The 20,760-nt window shown below is 43.1% G+C and carries 13 protein-coding genes; 9 read left to right on the top strand and 4 right to left on the bottom strand.

Annotated features, from left to right (window positions below; genetic code table 11):
- Nucleotides 1-24: 24 nt before the first annotated feature.
- The 5 genes from N7U62_RS19135 to N7U62_RS19115 all read left to right on the top strand — a co-directional run bounded on the left by N7U62_RS19135 (nucleotide 25) and on the right by N7U62_RS19115 (nucleotide 12,302).
- Entirely contained in the window at nucleotides 25-10,086 is a 10,062-nt protein-coding gene (locus N7U62_RS19135; protein WP_264139693.1) for a PKD domain-containing protein, read from the top strand.
- Between the two features lie 458 nt (nucleotides 10,087-10,544).
- Nucleotides 10,545-11,030, top strand: a complete 486-nt coding sequence (locus tag N7U62_RS19130; RefSeq protein WP_264139692.1) for an Lrp/AsnC family transcriptional regulator — start codon at nucleotides 10,545-10,547, stop codon at nucleotides 11,028-11,030.
- Nucleotides 11,031-11,037: 7 nt separating this feature from the next.
- A complete protein-coding gene (locus tag N7U62_RS19125) occupies nucleotides 11,038-11,538 on the top strand; it encodes a phosphoribosyltransferase family protein (protein WP_264139691.1) in 501 nt (166 codons plus the stop codon).
- A 127-nt stretch (nucleotides 11,539-11,665) separates the two neighbouring features.
- The gene (locus N7U62_RS19120) at nucleotides 11,666-11,932 is read left to right on the top strand and encodes a type II toxin-antitoxin system RelE/ParE family toxin (protein ID WP_318840718.1); all 267 of its coding nucleotides are present in this window, start codon (nucleotides 11,666-11,668) and stop codon (nucleotides 11,930-11,932) included.
- Nucleotides 11,933-12,011: 79 nt separating this feature from the next.
- Entirely contained in the window at nucleotides 12,012-12,302 is a 291-nt protein-coding gene (locus tag N7U62_RS19115; protein ID WP_264139690.1) for a helix-turn-helix domain-containing protein, read from the top strand.
- 82 nt (nucleotides 12,303-12,384) lie between these two features.
- Here the strand turns inward: N7U62_RS19115 and N7U62_RS19110 are convergent, their stop codons facing one another.
- A complete protein-coding gene (locus N7U62_RS19110) occupies nucleotides 12,385-15,204 on the bottom strand; it encodes a M16 family metallopeptidase (RefSeq protein WP_264139689.1) in 2,820 nt (939 codons plus the stop codon).
- 61 nt (nucleotides 15,205-15,265) lie between these two features.
- Nucleotides 15,266-15,868, bottom strand: a complete 603-nt coding sequence (locus N7U62_RS19105) for a DUF6134 family protein (protein ID WP_264139688.1) — start codon at nucleotides 15,866-15,868, stop codon at nucleotides 15,266-15,268.
- Nucleotides 15,869-15,996: 128 nt separating this feature from the next.
- Here N7U62_RS19105 and N7U62_RS19100 point away from each other — a divergent pair, with 128 nt between their 5' ends.
- The 3 genes from N7U62_RS19100 to rlmN all read left to right on the top strand — a co-directional run bounded on the left by N7U62_RS19100 (nucleotide 15,997) and on the right by rlmN (nucleotide 18,025).
- A complete protein-coding gene (locus tag N7U62_RS19100) occupies nucleotides 15,997-16,410 on the top strand; it encodes a (4Fe-4S)-binding protein (protein ID WP_264139687.1) in 414 nt (137 codons plus the stop codon).
- Between the two features lie 38 nt (nucleotides 16,411-16,448).
- On the top strand, nucleotides 16,449-16,907 hold the full coding sequence (locus N7U62_RS19095; protein WP_264139686.1) for a TspO/MBR family protein: 459 nt from the start codon (nucleotides 16,449-16,451) through the stop codon (nucleotides 16,905-16,907).
- Between the two features lie 71 nt (nucleotides 16,908-16,978).
- Nucleotides 16,979-18,025, top strand: a complete 1,047-nt coding sequence (gene rlmN, locus N7U62_RS19090; RefSeq protein WP_264139685.1) for a dual-specificity RNA methyltransferase RlmN — start codon at nucleotides 16,979-16,981, stop codon at nucleotides 18,023-18,025.
- Here the strand turns inward: rlmN and N7U62_RS19085 are convergent.
- The gene (locus N7U62_RS19085) at nucleotides 18,022-18,624 is read right to left on the bottom strand and encodes an IMPACT family protein (RefSeq protein WP_264139684.1); all 603 of its coding nucleotides are present in this window, start codon (nucleotides 18,622-18,624) and stop codon (nucleotides 18,022-18,024) included. The genes rlmN and N7U62_RS19085 overlap by 4 nt on opposite strands.
- Nucleotides 18,624-19,760 carry a tetratricopeptide repeat protein gene (locus N7U62_RS19080; RefSeq protein WP_264139683.1) on the bottom strand — a complete coding sequence of 379 codons (1,137 nt, stop codon included), beginning with the start codon at nucleotides 19,758-19,760 and terminating at the stop codon, nucleotides 18,624-18,626. Before N7U62_RS19080 ends, N7U62_RS19085 begins: the two co-directional genes overlap by 1 nt.
- A 106-nt stretch (nucleotides 19,761-19,866) precedes the next feature.
- On the opposite strand from N7U62_RS19080, the gene N7U62_RS19075 reads away from it, so the two are divergent.
- Nucleotides 19,867-20,724, top strand: coding sequence for a GNAT family N-acetyltransferase (locus tag N7U62_RS19075; RefSeq protein ID WP_264139682.1), 858 nt, complete (start codon nucleotides 19,867-19,869; stop codon nucleotides 20,722-20,724).
- Nucleotides 20,725-20,760 lie beyond the last annotated feature (36 nt).

The following is a 20,760-nucleotide window of genomic DNA, read 5'->3' as shown; positions in this document are numbered from 1 at the left end:
CGACTTTGTTATATATTACTCTTATTGAGCACATTTTCAATTACTGTTTGGGCACAATGTCCAACAGCTGATTTTAGTATTGAAACTGATATCTGTCTCAATGAAAATTTAGTCATTAATAATTCTAGTACAGGGGCGTCATCATACCAATGGAATTTTTGCCCAGACCAGATAAACGCTACGCCTACAGCTAGTTTGCTTAGCTCAAGCGTAAATACTGCATTTGCCCCAGATTTAGTAGAAGTTGATGGCAGTTATCATTTGTTCGTTACTAGTCGAGGGAGCAATACCATATATCGAATAGATTATGGAGACAGTCCTGAAAACACCATTGTATCAACTACCAATCTTTCATTAGCTACAGGCAATCTTTTGAACATCAAAATAATAGAACAGTCCGGCAATTATTATGGTTTTGTAAATGCCTGGGACAATAAAATTTATCTCGTTGAATTTGGGACAGACATATCCAATAACACCCCTACCATTAGCCAAATTGTTGTATCAGGTTTATCTCTCAGTAACCCGATAGATTTTGACTACATTTCTGACGGTACTAATCACTATGTGATTCTTGCCAACTATAACTCCAACAAAATTACCAGATTGGACTTTGGCACTGACATTACCAGTACACCTAGCTACGAAGACATAACAATTACGGACCTCAGCTCAAATATGTCAGGGATCAGTATAATAAAAGAGTGTGATGAATACATTGCCATGCTTACTTCCCGGGGAGATGATGCATTATTTGAAATCCAATTTGGATCAGACATTACTAATGCTAGTCCTACTCAAACAGAGATCAGTTTAACAGGACTAACCATGACAGATCCTAGCGGACTTGAAACCATCCAGGATGCTGGTTCCTTTTATAGCATTGTTCAAGCCAGTGGAGGGAATATTTATAGAATTGATCATGGAACTACTTTTAATGGAAATGCTACTGGGGAAGACCTGGGAGCATTAAGTATGTCAAACAATAGATGGGGCTTCTCTATGTTTCAACACCAAAATTATTGGATCAGTTTCAGCGCTAGAAATACAGGCAGTGATATTCAAAAAATATCTTTTGCTTCTAATTGCTATGCTTCTTCTGCTTCGTCTACAAGCCAATCCCCTAACAACATCTCCTTCTCCCAAGCAGGCACCTATACCATCGCACTCACTGCCATCGATGACAATGGAAGCACTAACACCACTACACAATCCATTACAGTATCCTCTTCTACTGCTCCAAACATCTCCTTCACCCTAGATGACTCCCGTTGTATTGACAATACCAACACCTTCTCTGCTGTAGATGACGGTAACATCGCTTCCTACTCCTGGGATTTTGGAGATGGCTCTCCCTCTCTGACAGGTGCTAGTAATACTCATCAGTACGCTACTGCGGGAACTTATACCGTTACCCTTTCTGTAGAAAGTACCGATGGCTGTACCAACTCTACCTCTCAAGAAATCACTCTCTACAATGTCCCATCTACTCCCAACTTTGACTTTACCGGTAATACCTGTAGCAATTCTGATATCACCTTCTCTAACCTCACTAATGAAAATGGTTCCGCTGATGTGGTCACCTACAGTTGGAACTTCAATGGAGAGGCTATTTCTGCTGATAAAGATCCAGTCTATGCATTCGCTACTGCGGGTACCAAAACCGTCTCACTAACGGCCATGATTCCTGGATGTACTACGACCGTTTACTCCGAAGAGATTATCATCATCGAAGGACCTACTGTTGACTTCTCTTACACCAACAACTGCTCTTCTGCTTCTGACATCCAGTTTACAGATGCGACTACTGGATCAGGTATTGACCTAAGTAGCTATGTATGGGACATGGGAGAGGGTACCATTATCAATGCAGTGCAAAACCCCTCGCATACTTTTGCTGCCGGTGAGTACACAGTCTCTCTCACAGTGGCCAACGACAACAGCTGTGAAACTACTGCCTCTCAGACTATCTCTGTATCCGATGACCCTAAAGCCAGCTTCTCTTATGGAGAGGCCATCGAAAACCTACCCGTCTCTTTCACTGGCAATGACCTCACTATCGCTGATGATGCCATCAACTCATGGGCTTGGGACTTTGATGGACTTGGGGCTTCTTCTGCTCAAAACCCTGAATTTACCTTCTCTTCTCCCGGTGATTATAATATCAGTCTGACCATCAATACCAACCAGGGTTGTGAAGAAACCATCAATCAAACAGTATCTATTGCTGAAGCCAGCTGTCCAATTGCGGACTTCTCTGTTCAAGCGGATGTTTGTATCGACGAAAATTTCTCCCTTCAGAACCTATCCATTAATGCTGACTATTACACTTGGGACTTCTGCCTACAAGACTTTTATGCCCAACCTTCTCTCGAAGTAGAAGCAAATGATATCCCTACTTCTTTCAAAGTAGAAATGGTCGATTCTCTCAATAATTTCTACGGTTTTGTGTCCAGTAGGGGAAACTCCACTATTTACAGACTTGACTATGGTACTGACCCTTCTTCAGTACCTACTGCCATTGATCTTCAAGTTGCCACCGGACAGCTTCTTTCTTTAGAGGTTTTTAATCAAGCGGGAAACTGGTATGGTCTTGTCATTTCTTATGACAATCACATTTATCGATTAGAATTTGGTACTGACTTGACCAATAACTCTCCTTCTATTATTGATTTAGGGGTGTTTGACAACCTAAGCAATGCAATCGATCTGGTTGTTGAAAACCATAATGGAAACCTTTTTGCCTTAGTCACAAGCCTCAACAGTAATATCCTTGCTTCTTACCACTTCGGAAACAGTATCCTTAACACTCCTTCTGAAAACCTACTTACTGTTACTGGTGCTAGTAAACTTGCAGGAATCACTCTATCCAAAAACTGTGGTCAATATCTTGCTTTCGTTTCTTCCAATGGAAATGATAAAATATTCTCTATCAATTTTGGTGCTGACCTGGCTAATCTAACTCCCGACATTAATGAGTTAACAGCTACTATCACTGATCCAAGAGGGATTGCTCTCATTATGGAAGGCGAAGAATACTTCCTTATCATTCAATCTGCCATAGGAAATATCTACAGATTAGAATTAGGAAACGACCTCTACAACTCTACCCCTAACCTCTCTGATCTAACCGACTTCTTAACCATATCTAACAACTTTGCGCTAAGTGCTTACAAACTTCAGAGTAACTGGAAAATCTTCTCTTCCAGCAACGCTAGTAGTGAAATCTATGAAGTCATTTTTGATAACCAATGCTTCGCTTCCACTCCTACTTCTTCGCTTGCATCTCCTTCCAACGTCTCCTTCTCCCAAGCGGGCACTTACGACATTGCGCTCACTGCCATCGATGACAGTGGAAACACTAACACCACTACACAATCCATTACAGTATCCTCTGCTACTGCTCCAAACATCTCCTTCACCATCGATGACTCCCGTTGTGTCTCCAATACCAATACCTTCTCCGCTGTAGTAGATGACCCAGCCGCCATCAACTCCTATTCCTGGGACTTTAATGGAGATGGGGTAGAAGATGCTACGGGCGCCAGTGCAGATTACAGTTTTAGTACGGATGGGGCAGGAACTTATGCTGTCACCCTATCTGTAGAAAGTACAGATGGCTGTACCAACTCTGCCTCTCAAGACATCACTCTCTATAACGTCCCATCTACTCCCAACTTTGACTTTACCGGTAATACCTGTAGCAATTCTGATATCACCTTCTCTAACCTCACTAATGAAAATGGTTCCGCTGATGTGGTCACCTACAGTTGGAACTTCAATGGAGAGGCTATTTCTGCTGATAAAGATCCAGTCTATGCATTCGCTACTGCGGGTACCAAAACCGTCTCACTAACGGCCATGATTCCCGGTTGTACTACGACCGTTTACTCCGAAGAGATTATCATCATCGAAGGACCTACTGTTGACTTCTCTTACACCAACAACTGCTCTTCTGCTTCTGACATCCAGTTTACAGATGCGACTACTGGATCAGGTATTGACCTAAGTAGCTATGTATGGGACATGGGAGAGGGTACCATTATCAATGCAGTGCAAAACCCCTCGCATACTTTTGCTGCCGGTGAGTACACAGTCTCTCTCACAGTGGCCAACGACAACAGCTGTGAAACTACTGCCTCTCAGACTATCTCTGTATCCGATGACCCTAAAGCCAGCTTCTCTTACGGAGAGGCCATCGAAAACCTACCCGTCTCTTTCACTGGCAATGACCTCACTATCGCTGATGATGCCATCAACTCATGGGCTTGGGACTTTGATGGACTTGGGGCTTCTTCTGCTCAAAACCCTGAATTTACCTTCTCTTCTCCCGGTGATTATAATATCAGTCTGACCATCAATACCAACCAGGGTTGTGAAGAAACCATCAATCAAACAGTATCTATTGCTGAAGCCAGCTGTCCAATTGCGGACTTCTCTGTTCAAGCGGATGTTTGTATCGACGAAAATTTCTCCCTTCAGAACCTATCCATTAATGCTGACTATTACACTTGGGACTTCTGCCTACAAGACTTTTATGCCCAACCTTCTCTCGAAGTAGAAGCAAATGATATCCCTACTTCTTTCAAAGTAGAAATGGTCGATTCTCTCAATAATTTCTACGGTTTTGTGTCCAGTAGGGGAAACTCCACTATTTACAGACTTGACTATGGTACTGACCCTTCTTCAGTACCTACTGCCATTGATCTTCAAGTTGCCACCGGACAGCTTCTTTCTTTAGAGGTTTTTAATCAAGCGGGAAACTGGTATGGTCTTGTCATTTCTTATGACAATCACATTTATCGATTAGAATTTGGTACTGACTTGACCAATAACTCTCCTTCTATTATTGATTTAGGGGTGTTTGACAACCTAAGCAATGCAATCGATCTGGTTGTTGAAAACCATAATGGAAACCTTTTTGCCTTAGTCACAAGCCTCAACAGTAATATCCTTGCTTCTTACCACTTCGGAAACAGTATCCTTAACACTCCTTCTGAAAACCTACTTACTGTTACTGGTGCTAGTAAACTTGCAGGAATCACTCTATCCAAAAACTGTGGTCAATATCTTGCTTTTGTTTCTTCCAATGGAAATGATAAAATATTCTCTATCAATTTTGGTGCTGACCTGGCTAATCTAACTCCCGACATTAATGAGTTAACAGCTACTATCACTGATCCAAGAGGGATTGCTCTCATTATGGAAGGCGAAGAATACTTCCTTATCATTCAATCTGCCATAGGAAATATCTACAGATTAGAATTAGGAAACGACCTCTACAACTCTACCCCTAACCTCTCTGATCTAACCGACTTCTTAACCATATCTAACAACTTTGCTCTAAGTGCTTACAAACTTCAGAGTAACTGGAAAATCTTCTCTTCCAGCAACGCTAGTAGTGAAATCTATGAAGTCATTTTTGATAACCAATGCTTCGCTTCCACTCCTACTTCTTCGCTTGCATCTCCTTCCAACGTCTCCTTCTCCCAAGCGGGCACTTACGACATTGCGCTCACTGCCATCGATGACAGTGGAAACACTAACACCACTACACAGTCGGTAACCGTGTCCTCTGCTACCGCACCCAACGTCTCTTTTACCATAGACGACTCTCGATGTGTCTCTAACACCAACACCTTCGCTGCTGTAGTCGACGATCCAGCAACCATCGCTGCCTACTCCTGGGATTTCAATGGGGATGGCGTAGAGGATGCTACGGGGGCTAGTGCAGATTACAGTTTTAGTACGGATGGGGCAGGAACTTATGCTGTCACCCTATCTGTAGAAAGTACAGATGGCTGTACCAACTCTGCCTCTCAAGACATCACTCTCTATAACGTCCCATCTACTCCCAACTTTGACTTTACCGGTAATACCTGTAGCAATTCTGATATCACCTTCTCTAACCTCACTAATGAAAATGGTTCCGCTGATGTGGTCACCTACAGTTGGAACTTCAATGGAGAGGCTATTTCTGCTGATAAAGATCCAGTCTATGCATTCGCTACTGCGGGTACCAAAACCGTCTCACTAACGGCCATGATTCCTGGATGTACTACGACCGTTTACTCCGATGATATTGTTATCATCGAAGGCCCTACCGTCGACTTCTCTTACACCAACAACTGCTCTTCTGCTTCTGCCATCCAGTTTACAGATGCGACTACTGGATCAGGTATTGACCTCAGTAGCTATGTATGGGACATGGGAGAGGGTACCATTATCAACGCAGAGCAAAACCCCTCGCATACTTTTGCTGCCGGTGAGTACACAGTCTCTCTCACAGTGGCCAACGACAACAGCTGTGAAACTACTGCCTCTCAGACTATCACCGTATCCGATGACCCTAAGGTCAGCTTCTCTTACGGAGAGGCCATCGAAAACCTACCCGTCTCTTTCACTGGCAATGACCTCACTATCGCTGATGATGCCATCAACTCATGGGCTTGGGACTTTGATGGACTTGGGGCTTCTTCTGCTCAAAACCCTGAATTTACCTTCTCTTCTCCCGGTGATTATAATATCAGTCTGACCATCAATACCAACCAGGGTTGTGAAGAAACCATCAATCAAACAGTATCTATTGCTGAAGCCAGCTGTCCAATTGCGGACTTCTCTGTTCAAGCGGATGTTTGTATCGACGAAAATTTCTCCCTTCAGAACCTATCCATTAATGCTGACTATTACACTTGGGACTTCTGCCTACAAGACTTTTATGCCCAACCTTCTCTCGAAGTAGAAGCAAATGATATCCCTACTTCTTTCAAAGTAGAAATGGTCGATTCTCTCAATAATTTCTACGGTTTTGTGTCCAGTAGGGGAAACTCCACTATTTACAGACTTGACTATGGTACTGACCCTTCTTCAGTACCTACTGCCATTGATCTTCAAGTTGCCACCGGACAGCTTCTTTCTTTAGAGGTTTTTAATCAAGCGGGAAACTGGTATGGTCTTGTCATTTCTTATGACAATCACATTTATCGATTAGAATTTGGTACTGACTTGACCAATAACTCTCCTTCTATTATTGATTTAGGGGTGTTTGACAACCTAAGCAATGCAATCGATCTGGTTGTTGAAAACCATAATGGAAACCTTTTTGCCTTAGTCACAAGCCTCAACAGTAATATCCTTGCTTCTTACCACTTCGGAAACAGTATCCTTAACACTCCTTCTGAAAACCTACTTACTGTTACTGGTGCTAGTAAACTTGCAGGAATCACTCTATCCAAAAACTGTGGTCAATATCTTGCTTTCGTTTCTTCCAATGGAAATGATAAAATATTCTCTATCAATTTTGGTGCTGACCTGGCTAATCTAACTCCCGACATTAATGAGTTAACAGCTACTATCACTGATCCAAGAGGGATTGCTCTCATTATGGAAGGCGAAGAATACTTCCTTATCATTCAATCTGCCATAGGAAATATCTACAGATTAGAATTAGGAAACGACCTCTACAACTCTACCCCTAACCTCTCTGATCTAACCGACTTCTTAACCATATCTAACAACTTTGCGCTAAGTGCTTACAAACTTCAGAGTAACTGGAAAATCTTCTCTTCCAGCAACGTTAGTAGTGAAATCTATGAAGTCATTTTTGATATCCAATGCTTCGCTTCCACTCCTACTTCTTCGCTTGCATCTCCTTCCAATGTCTCCTTCTCCCAAGCGGGCACTTACGACATTGCGCTCACTGCCATCGATGACAGTGGAAACACTAACACCACTACACAATCCATTACAGTATCCTCTGCTACTGCTCCAAACATCTCCTTCACCATCGATGACTCCCGTTGTGTCTCCAATACCAATACCTTCTCCGCTGTAGTAGATGACCCAGCCGCCATCAACTCCTATTCCTGGGACTTTAATGGAGATGGGGTAGAAGATGCTACGGGCGCCAGTGCGGATTTTCAGTTTCCTGCTGCTGGGCTTTATCAGCCGAAATTGATCGTATCGGATGGGGTTTGTTCGAATTCGGCGGTACAAGAATTGTCTGTTTATGAGGCGCCTCCTGCTCCGGTATTTGAAGTGAGTACTGCGGCTCCTTACTGTAGTAGCAGCGAGTTGCTGTTCGCTAACAACAGCGACGAAAGCAATCACGGTGAAGCGGACATCAACTATAGCTGGGACTATGGAGATGGAAGCGCTCCCTCCGATCAGAACACGCACACTTTTGCGAATGCGGGAACCTATGTGGTACAATTGACCATGGCCATTCCTGGCTGTGAAACCAGCACTACTCAAAGCTTAGATATCATTGAGGGGCCTAGACCGGATTTCATCATCGAGAATGATTGTTTTGGTGAGACGGCTACCTTTACCAACCTTACGATAGGGGATGGTTTGGTCAATCCATTCTGGGACTTTGGGGATGAGTTGGGTTCATCTAACCTTTCGAATCCAGGCTATCTATACGGAGCAGCTGGAGACTATCCGGTGACACTCACCATGGAAAACGATCAGGGCTGTTCAAACCAAATCACCCGAAGCATCCGCATCAATGGAATCCCGGAGGTGTCTTTTATCAACACGCCGGGCTGTGAAGGAAGTGCTGTAGACTTTACAGACGAATCGACCTCTGGAGATGCCATCAATAATCTCCAGAGTTGGGAATGGGACTTTAGTGCCTTAGGCAGTTCAGGAGATCAAAACCCAAGTTTCCTTTTTGATGAAACGGGCAGCTATAACGTGAGCCTGACGGTTACCAATACGGGCAATTGCAGCAATACGGCTACCCAAACGGTCATCGTTCGAGCTAGTCCCCAAGTAGATTTCAATATCGATGTAGCTTGTTTGGGTACAGAAAGCACCTTTACAGACCTCAGCACCACCGAATCGGACAATCAACTGGCCGCCTGGTATTGGTTGATCGATGGGCAGGAATATTTCACTCAAAATGTGACCGAGGTCTTCGATACGCCTGGGACTTATACCGCCCTGCTCTCTGTCACTCCTAACAACCTCTGCGTGGCTCAGGCTGAGCAAGAGTTTACCATTTACGATTTGCCACAGGTAGATTTCAGCTATTCTGCCAATTGTGACAATGAAGCGACCCAGTTCAGCGACCAGAGCAGCAGCCAGGGGCCTTCCATTCTTTCACGTACCTGGGACTTTGCGGGAGAAGGTACTGCCAATGGCAGTCAGGTGAGTCATTACTTTCAAGAGGCGGGTAACTATGACGTAAACTTGCGAGTAATCGATGACCTGGGTTGTGAAAATGAAACCAATCAAAGCATTACCGTTCAGGCTTCACCAATTGCCAGCTTTGAGGTGGATGATGAATATGGCGGTGCACCACTGCCTGTTAACTTCAGCAACCAGTCAGAAGGAGGCATCAGCTACCTCTGGAACTTTGGAGATGGCAGTGCCACGAGTATAGAAACGGACCCAAGCCACGTATATGAAAGCAACGGAGATTATGTGACCGAACTGATTGCATACAATGAATTCTGTAGCGATTCGGCTTACATGGATATTCTGGTTGCCGAACCTGAATTGGATCTACAACTGTTAAGAGTACAGGCCATAGAGGAAAATGGCATGAACCGACTCTATATCACAGCACGAAACAACAGCAGTTTCAATTTGGACGGGTTCGATATCCGCATCGATTTTGAAAGTCAAAGTTCCATTTTTGAGAGCTATGATCAGCGATTGAGAAAAGACGAGAGCGTCACGATTCCACTCAATTTCAATCTCCCAATAGCAGGAAACAACATCCAATTCGTGTGTGTAGAGCTACTGGACAGAAAATCAGACCTGGAGGATGTGAATCCGCTCAATAACCAGGGCTGTATCAACTTCGAGCAAGAGATGGTCATGGAGCAACCATATCCTAATCCTCTGCCAGTGGGGCAGCCCACTTTGTACATTCAGACCATTCTGCCAGGTAAAGCACCCGTTCAGCTCTACCTGATCGATGCTACTGGCGCTGTGGTCTTCAACGAAAGATACATGGAGGTCAATGCAGGGCTCAATACATTTCTGATAGATACAGACAACTTTGGAGCGGGTCTATACATTGTCAAGTTTGTATACAACGGACAGGAAAAAACTCAGAAAATCATTAAGCAGTAAAATAAGAGGCAAGATTGTGAGAGGCAAAAGGCAAGAGGAGTCGGGAGCCAAAAGTTAATAGCCGACCGCTTAGCGCTAATCGCTAACCGCCAAACGAAAAAATCTTGAACATAAAACCTGTAACAAATAAGTTGGGAAACAAAAGACCAGAGTCAAGAGCCAATGGCTAAAAGCCAACAGCCAAGCGCCAATAGCCAATAGCCAATGACCAAAAGCAATAAGCCAACTGCCAATAGCCAATAGCCAATGACCAAAAGCAATAAGCCAACTGCCAAGAGCAAAAAAGCAAACATCAATAAGGGTTTGTTCTTACTTACTTGTTACCAAAACATTATGGAACAATATTTCGTGTAATGTTGTTAAGCTAAGAATTATATATAACTTATTTTGTTGATTACATTTGCTTGAAATAAAATTTCGGCAAAATCCAATCTAGCAATATAGACTGAAATCAAATAATGAAAGGAAACATCAAAATCGACAAGACGGATCGGAAAATCTTGAAGATCCTGCAAAACAACGGAAAAATCACCAATGCCAAGCTTTCCGAAGAAGTAGGGCTCTCACCGGCTCCTACTCTTGAGCGAGTCAAAAAACTCGAACAAGGCGGAATCATCAAAAGCTACCATGCTGAATTGAACGCTGAAATGCTGGGTTTGGGGGTCAACACTTTCGTTCAGGTATCTCTCAAAGGGCATAACAAACAGAACATTGATTCTTTCCTATCTAAAATCGCTCAAATAGACGAAGTAGTCGAATGCCATCACATCACAGGCTCTGGAGACTTCATCCTCAAAGTGATCGCTAAAGACATTGCCTCCTATCAATTGCTGATGTTGGAAAAAGTCAGTGACATAGAAGTAGTGGACAGTTTGCAGTCGATGGTAATTTTGTCTACTTTCAAAAACAACAAAGAAATTCCGATTCCAGAATCTAATGCCTGAACATAACATGTCAAAGGATATTATATTAGATAGCGCTCAGATCGATCAGCGCATCATACGTATTGCCTATCAGATTTATGAAAATCACTTGGAGGAAAAGCATCTGATTTTGGCCGGTGTATCCGACAATGGCCATGAGTTTGCCCAGATGCTAGAAAAGGAATTGAAAAAAATTTCGAACCAGAAGTACACGGTTGGCAAAGTAGACATCAACAAAGAGGCCCCTCTGTCTGAAGAAATTGAATTAGACCTGGATGACAAAGAATTGATCAAAAAGCCTGTGATACTGATCGATGATGTCCTGCACTCTGGCAAGACGGCGGCCTATGCATTGAAAGCGCTGCTCAACGTTAACATTAAGAAGATAGAAGTGGCCGTAATGGTCAACAGAAGCCACAAGTCCTTCCCCATCTACCCGAAGTATTCAGGATACGAACTGGCTACCACGATGAACGATCACGTGACGGTGGTTTTCAAAGGCAAAGAAAAAGGCGTCTACTTATCATAGACGCCTTCGTTTTTTGTTGATCAACACTGTTATTTCTAGATAATCCATATCTTCAATAATTCCTAAAAAAATAATTCGACAAGAATCAAACTTTGGCCAAAAGTAACTTTTAAGTTACCTTTGATAAATGCACAAAGTCCGAGAGGTCATTGCTTACAAACATTATTTTGAAGATTTTCTTAAGAACCAATCTACCAAGGTTCAGAACAAAATCTTTAAGATCATTGAAGCAATCGAAATTCTCGAACGTGTTCCATCCAGTTATTTAAAACATATAACTGGCAGTGACGGGCTCTATGAAACAAGGATTCAATTGGGACCCAACATTTGGAGAGTATTTTGCTTTTTTGATGGAAACCAATTAGTCATCCTTCTTAATGGATTTCAAAAGTAAACACAGAAAACCCCTAAGAATGAAATAGAAAGAGCTCTGAAACTAATGGAAGAGTATTATAGAGAAAAAGAAAACAATCATGACAACTAAATCCTGGAAAACCATAAAAGATGACGTCTTTGGAAAAGTAGGCACGCCAAGACGTGACCAATTAGAAAGGGAAGCAGAAGGCTTAAAAATAGGATTGATGTTGCGTCAAGCTCGTGAGCAAAAACAACTAACCCAACAACAATTAGGCGAACTAGTAGATAAAAAAAGAACCTATATTTCTAGGGTTGAAAATGATGGGAGCAATCTCACATTGAAAACGCTATACGACATAGTAGAAAAAGGACTTGGAGGAAAGGTAACTATCAATATTGACTTATAAGTAAACACGAAAGTTTAAATAATAAGAAAAGAACGGCTTAGTTTTATAACCCATAACAAAGCCGTTCTTTACAAGATTCTTACTACTCCTTCATCGTTTCAGGATATAAAACGATCTGAGCATACTCAGAAGTATCTACATATTTCTGAGCGGCTTTTTGAATGTCTTTCGCGCTTAGCGCCTCGATTCGCGTGTCCAGCTCCTTCATTTCGCTGAGCTCAAACCCGTTCTTCAGGTAACTTCCTATCGCCCCTAACCAGAATCCATTTTCTTTCCAACTCAATTCCATCTCGCGACGCTGCGTTTCTTTTATCTTGTTAAGGTCCTCTTCGGATACTCCATTGTCCTGCACGTCCTTGATCACATCCAGGGCTGCCATGACCAGCGTATCCACATTTTCGGGTCCACAAGGGAATTTGACTGAAAGGGCATAATGCTCATAAGGTCTTTGACTTCCCTGACCACTCGCTCCTACACCGTATACTCCTCCTTTTTCTTCTCTCAAGATTTCCACTAGCTTGATATCCAATACTTCAGCCAAAGACCGTAGATAATAGCTTTCTTCTTGCTTGTACTTCGCTTCCTCGTCAAAGCTCATCACAACTGTACTTTGCTCCTCAGTTCCTTTATAGATTTTTTCTTGTAGCATTCCTGAGGGATGACGCACGCCACGATCGATATAGGTATTCTCTGCCCTGGTTTCCTTTCCTCCTGCTAAATACTGTTCAATCAATGGCAGAAGACTCTCCTCTTCGAAATTGCCCACAAAGACATAGGTAAAGGCGCCAGCTACTCTAAATTCCGATTTGAAAAAAGCAATGGCCTCATCCAAATTCACCTTTTCCAGATCCTCTACTTTAGGAATTCCTCCCCCACGCAAATGATCCTGACTCAGAATCCGTGCCATGCGATCCTGAAAATAGTAAGACGGATTGGATAGCACATTGGACAATATGGCCTTGTTGCGCTGCATCAAAGACTGAAAAGCCTCTTCATCTTTCCTGACCTGATTCATATACAGGTAGGCGAGTTGGAACATGGTCTCCAGGTCCTGAGGAGAAACATTGCCTCGAAAACCAGACTCTAGCTCTCCAATGTAGGGAGACAAGCCAACCGACTTACCCGCCAGCGCTTTCTCCAATTGAGTGTAGGTGTAGTCGCCCACTCCGCTTAACCCTACTATATTAGAAGCCATCTCTGCTGACCAAAAACCATCGTCAGATGCCAGAGAAGTTCCTCCTTCCTTAAAGGCTGAAAAAAGAATCTGATCATTCTTAAAATCCGTCTGCTTAAGATAGACCTTGGCACCATTGGACAGTGTCAGGACTTTCGTATCTATTTCATCGATTGTTTCTTGCGAAACGATGCTGCCTCCTTTAGGCTCTTGCTTCAATAAATTGGCATCAATCACCTCTTCTTCCAAAGGCTCCAATTCTATGTTCTCATATTCCTCAACCCAGGCTAGTATTTCTTCTTCTGTAGGCAATACCAGGTCTTCCTGCTCGGGAGCTGTCATATAAAGGATTCTGTTCTCCTTCTTGATCCATTTGCCGATGATGCTGTTCACTTCTTCTAATGTGATGCCATCCAGATGCTCCTTCACAAAATTGTGTTCATAAGTGATACCAGGCACGGGCTCCTTTTCCAAAAAATGTCGGATCAATTCATCGGCATAAGAAGCAGACTTTGATTTGTCTCTTTCCTTGTATGCACTTTCATAAGCTTCCATTACATTCAGCTTAGCAGTCTTCAATTCTGAGTCATTGAATCCATGCAATTGGACACGTCTAATTTCTTGCAGCATGGTAGTGATGCCCGTTTTGATATCGTCTGGCTTGGGAACCGCAAACCCAGAAAAAGCGGTAGTCGTTCTCGAAACCGGCGATCCTATATAAGTGCTTGCATATAGGTAAGGAGGATTGCCAGACTGCAACAAATCGCTCAATCGCTGGTTCATCATCTCTAGAAACAATCCCTGTACATGCCCTCTTCTAAAATCCTCTTCCGTTTTCGAATCCGTCGCTTCCTTTTTAAACATGATGTTGAAAAGGATGTTGGTAGCCTCTGGATCCGAAGCAATAGCTACCAATGGCTCATCATTATCTGGGAGATCAAATTCTTTTCTTTCTCTTTCCTTCTTAGGGTTGGTCAATCCAGAAAAGTGATCCTTGATACGCTGTTCCATTTGCTGGACATCAATGTCCCCTACAGCCACTACTGCCATCAGGTCTGGACGGTACCAATCCTGATAGAATCTGGTAATCGCTTCCCTTGGAAAGGTCTCTAAAATCTCCTTCTTGCCAATCGGTAGTCTCTCAGCATACTTAGATCCTTTTAGAATTACAGGTAAGTATTCCTCCATCATTCGCGTATCTGCTCCCTGGCCGAGTCTCCACTCCTCGATCACCACGCCGCGTTCCTTGTCCAATTCTTCAGCGTCAAAAAGAATATTGCCAGCCCAGTCTTCCAAAATCGTCATTCCCTGGTCCAAAATCTCTTCATCATCCGATGGAATCGGAAGAATATAAACCGTCTCGTCAAAAGAGGTATATGCATTCAAATGTGCGCCGAATTTCACTCCCACAGACTGCAAGTAGCTCACCAATTCATTTTTATCGAAATTCTTCGAGCCATTGAAAGCCATATGCTCTGTGAAGTGCGCCAACCCTTGTTGATCCTCATCTTCGAGAATTGATCCGGCATTGACCACCAACCGCAACTCCACACGATTTTCCGGCTTTGCATTTTTCTTGATGAAGTATTTCAATCCATTGTCTAGCTGGCCTGTAGTTATAGCAGAATCAAAAGGAATGGCCTTTTCTGACAATTCTTGCGACCAGCCGAGACCAACAGATATCAGCAGCAAGGCCACCAGATGGAGAAACTTTAGGGATGTTTTCATAACAGTGATTTTCATATGGATAATTTTCTTCAGCACATTTCAGAAGTGAGGGTGCTCTGACTTACTTGGATTTTAGTTTGATATAAAAGGTAGCATAGCTCCGATCTACTTTCACTTCCGTGCAGATGCCATCTTCATATTTATAGATATTGTTACCATCTTCAGATTCTAGCAGATAGCTATGATCTCCCTGATCCTGAATCACCAGATAGGTGGCAAATACCTGAGAAAATATCTTGTCCTTCCCTACTGGCTCCTGAAAATAAATCTCAGGAATAGAATAGCTGATTTCTTTGTCCTGCAGAAAGACAATGTCACTTTCTGTCTCCACTCTGTAGTCTGTGTTTCTTTTCTTGACCGTAGATTCCTTCTGTGTCACACCATTGAGAGTACTATTAGTTCTTCCTTCTATCAACACCCCATTTTCATAGGTTTCGTCCAGCTGATATTCTACGGTGAGCTTTACCACAATTCTAAAATTGGTCACACTGCGAATGGAGTAGGTCAGCTGATCTCCAGATTCGATTTTTTCGCAAATCATTTCTCCGATCACATCACCACCTTTGACCAATTCGTAGACCAACTTCTGGCCAGAAGCCTGAAAACCAATTGATAATGCTAAAATTAAAAAAAATCCTTTGGGTATATTTTTTAACAAATTCAATAGCAATCTATTTAATTCATACACTCGGCAGAGCGGCTGGTTATTTTGGAACTTGAAGATAAGACAAATTCTGAGAGGAATAAAACTCTGCGTTGAATTGATTAAATTTAAGATCAAACTAAAACAACATGGCGACTAAACATTACTCCAACGATGAAATCACAGTGAAATGGCAGTCAGAACTTTGTATTCATTCCGCCAAATGTTTCAACGGACTTAAAGAAGTTTTTGATCCCCGAGCCAGACCCTGGGTAAACATGGAAGGCAGCAGTTCGGAAAAAATCATCTCTCAGGTTCATCAATGTCCATCAGGAGCACTGTCCATCGTGGATGATCAATTGGCACAAAAACCCACGCAGGCCAATCAAACAAAAGTGGTTTGCAAGCCCAATGGTCCCCTGCTGATCCATGGGGCCATCACAATAGAGCATGAGGGATCCCAAACAGAAAAAGACAATATCACCGCGCTTTGTAGATGTGGCGCCAGCAAAAACAAACCCTTCTGCGATGGAAGCCATTCTAAAGTTGGGTTCGAAGGGTAGGTAAATCAGCAAGTAATCTCTGGAGATTAAAAACTACTATGCTCAAAAGAACCGCAATTTACCTTATTCTCAATTTTGCTGCCCTGGGTCTGGGCAGTGTGTTTACCAGTGAAGGGGTTATTTCTGAATGGTACGCCGATCTAGATAAGGCTCCCTGGACCCCACCCGGATGGTTCTTCGGGTTCGCCTGGACTACCATCATGATTGCTTTTGCCCTCTATATGGCCCATGCCTGGAGCAAGGTGGTGAACAAAAGAGGCCTTTTGATTCTGTACGGCATACAGTGGATTCTAAATATCTCCTGGAACCCCATCTTTTTCTACTATCACCAAGTGGCATTAGGACTAATTAGCATCACTCTTTTGACTTTGGTAGTTGGGATATTTTTAGTTCGGTACAAAAATCAATTGGGCGTCCATGCACTTTGGGTAACTCCTTACTTTGTTTGGTTATTGGTCGCCACTTCCCTCAATGCCTATATCTTGATTCAGAATTAGTAAAACCATTGATTCCGCAGCTTTCCGGTGATTTATTCCATTATTAACTTTATTCCCATCAACTTTGCAGCATGACAAAGAGTGCTGGAATAAAAGACCTTCGTAAAGTCTCTCAAGAGGAGATTGGTGGATTTTTGAAAGAAATCGGTGAAAAGCCTTTTCGTGCCAAGCAAATCAAAGAATGGATTTGGAAAAAGTCTGCCAAAAGCATCGACGAAATGACCAACCTCTCACTCAAAACCCGTGAGATACTCAAAGAGCACTTTGTCATCAATCCAGTCACCGTCGACAAGGAGCAAAAAAGCTCCGACGGCACCATCAAATCTGCCATGAAGCTGCATGACGATCATGTGGTCGAGAGCGTACTCATCCCTGCTGACAACAGGATGACGGCCTGTGTTTCTTCACAGGTAGGATGCTCGCTCAGTTGCAAATTTTGTGCGACGGGATACATGGATCGTGCGAGAAACCTGGATGCCTCAGAAATATACGATCAAGTAGTGGCTGTGCACAATCAGGCCAAGGACAACTTCGACCAGCCCTTGTCCAACATCGTTTACATGGGGATGGGCGAGCCCTTGCTCAACTATGCCAATGTGCTCGAATCCATCAAGCATATCACTTCTCCTGAAGGCCTAAACATGAGTCCGAAGCGAATTACTGTTTCTACCGCAGGTATTGCTAAGATGATTAAGAAGCTGGCTGACGATCAGGTAAAATTCAATTTGGCTCTATCGCTTCATGCCGCCAATGACGAGAAGCGAAACCAGATCATGCCGATCAATGAAACCAATACTTTGAATGTATTGAGAGAGGCGCTGCAGTATTTCTACCAAAAGACGGGCAACAAAATCACTTTTGAATACATCTTGTTTTATGATTTCAACGACTCGGAGCAGGATGCCCAGGAGCTTTATGAGTTCTGGAAACGAGTACCTGCTAGAATCAACATCATAGAATACAATCCTATCAGTGAAGCCAGTTACAAAAATGCAGATGAAAATACGCTGGATAACTTCATGAACTATCTGACCAAACGTGGTGTAAATGTACATGTTCGCAGAAGCCGAGGTAAGGACATCGATGCAGCTTGTGGACAGTTGGCCAACAAAAACTAGCGTTTGACCACTTTCAGATCTAAAAGAGCGATCTTATCTCGATAGGCAGCGAATCGATCGGGATCAATCCGTCCCTTTAGCAGACAGCTTGCCGTGTACTGCTGATCCTTGATCTCCACACCAAAATCGTTGGTGATGCGAAGGACATCTTGCGTTTGCTCATAGGGATAGTCTAAAGTAAAATCCGTCTTCACCTCCATGGTCAAGATCTCAGCCTTAGAGAGCGCATCTTCAGCAGCGGTCTTGTATGCATGAACCAATCCCGGCACACCCAGTTTGGTTCCTCCAAAGTAACGCACCACTACGACCAATGTATTCACCAAATCAAAAGACTTGATCTGTCCCAAGATCGGGTCCCCTGCAGAATGCCCTGGTTCCCCATCATCATTGGCGCGGATGTGTTGAACATTACCAGCATTGATGATATGGGCAAAACAATAATGTCGTGCATCATGGTATTGCTTTTTTAATTCTTCAACTATTGGCTTCACCTCCTCGACCTCCTCTACAGGGTAAGCGTAGGAAATGAATTTACTCCCTTTTTCTTTATAAAATCCCTCGGTAGGTGCTTTGATTATGCGGTAAGTTTCTACTGCCATTAGTTGATTCTGTCCAGACGTTCTTCTGCCTCTTCGGTCACCAGATCGTTTTCGTCTATATCAGCAGCCATCTCATAATATTTTATGGCGACACTAAACTGCTCGCGACGTTCCATGATCCGCCCCATCCCCAGATAGGCGAGACTTCTATAGTATTCTCCCCGATCAGGTTCCTTGTCTCCAGTCATGATGGCCTTGGCATAATAGCGCTCTGCCTCTATATCCGACCCTTTCACTTTCTCCTGGTACAACCCTGTATAGACCTCTCCACACATACGGTAGTAGGGTTGCGGATCCCGCAAAAAAGTCTTCACCATTGGCATGGCCTTGTCGTAATTATTTTTGAGTACGAGACTTTCGATGTATTTGGCTTTGAAGTAGCTGTTTCTTGGATATTCCTTATTCAGCTTTTTGATGTAGTACTCAGCACTGTCAGGCATATTTTCATATCTGAGATAGATGTAGGCAGTGTAAAGATGTGCTTCAGCCTTCACGATTTTACTCTGAAAAACAGCGCTATCTAGCTGATGCAAGCCGAGTTCTTTATCTCCAGACTTGAAAAACCACATGAAGGGTGAATAAACGGGGTGTCGTTCAGGATATTTCTCTCTGAAATAATTGTACAGACCCGCCAGAAAATAGAATTCAGGACTCTCCCTAGTCATTTGCATGGTCTGAGTAATCAGGTCATAGGTTTTCTTGGCTTCAGAGATTGATTTCATGTAGCTACCCTCTCTGGCAAAATACTCCGCCAGGAGACCGTGTGCCGACATCTCAAAAAACAACCCTTCTACGTCATCTGGATTCTTTTCCAGCATTGCCTCTGCGAGATTGATAGTCCTCAGCAATTGAGCCTTGTGAGCAGGAAAGGAAGGGCTGGTGGTACGGATGGGCTGATCCTGCCATGCGATATTCATCGCGCGCATCATAGGGATGACCGGATGAGTAGGAAATCGCTTTTCCATCTCGTCAATTTTCAAATTGGCCGAATCGGGATAGGCATTGTATACATAGTAGGCAATCCCTTCGATCTCTGCCAAAACTTTTTCATCGCCAAAAACGGGACGGTCTTGTCCAAACATACAAGTTGGAAGGAATATAAAGGCGGATAGTAAGGGTATTATCAGTCGTATCAAGCAATTGTTTTTTAGTGGTTAGATTGGTAAACAAATAATGTACCAGCCTCTATCTTTGATTAACTTTCTGAGGGCAGAAAAATTGTGACCGCCTTCTTTCAAATTTATGATATTTAGCGAAGAAAAATATTTCATAGCCAACGAAATCCCGAACTATCATTTATTCCAGTGGGAGCATGCTGAGAGCGATTTTTCTATGCATCTGACCTATTCCATTGATAATCAGAAAGCCACCTCTATCCCCTCTGCACCCTATGCAGGTTTTGCCTGGAGGGGAAAGATAACTCCTCAGGTTTTTGAAGCCGGTTTGACGGCACTAATCGAATCACTAAAGTCGCAAGGATTGGAGTCAATTGAGATCAGACAAGCACCCGATTGCTTTGGATCTGTTCCCTATGCTGTCTTCGATCATCTGGATTTTCAAAAACATCTGGAAATCAACCACCATATTGATTTGAAAAACTATCAATTGCATTCCCTGCACAAAATGCAACAGCGCAGAATCAACAAATGCTTAGTAAACGGATTTACCTTTCAGCAAGAAACACTAGATCAGGCAGGCAGCATTCATGATTTCATTTCGAAATGTAGAAAGCAGCAAGGACTCGTCATCAATATAACTAAGGAGAAGTTTTTAAGGATCACAAGCCAACTACCCAACACCTATGCGCTTTACAGTATATTTGATCCCAAAGGCCAAAGATGTGCAGCCACCGTTTGTATCAGCGTGGACAACAAGGTGGTCTATAACTACCTACCTGCTTTTGACCGCAGTTACGCCAGTCACAGCCCACTGGCCTTTCTCCTGCATCAATTGAACCTGACTTTAATGGAGCAAAAAGTTAAATATCTGGATCTTGGCATTTCATCAATCAATGGAAAAGCGCAGGGCACACTCATCGATTTTAAGGAAAGAATGGGAGGTCTTCGCAGTGACAGACCTACCTTTTTCAAGCAGCTGTAAACATGCTTTTACGCATATCGTACTATTAGTCATTGA

Origin of the sequence: Reichenbachiella ulvae (assembly GCF_025833875.1) — a bacterium.
In the GTDB taxonomy this organism is placed as follows: Bacteria; Bacteroidota; Bacteroidia; order Cytophagales; family Cyclobacteriaceae; genus Reichenbachiella; species Reichenbachiella ulvae.
This window is presented reverse-complemented; position numbering and strand designations above follow the sequence as displayed.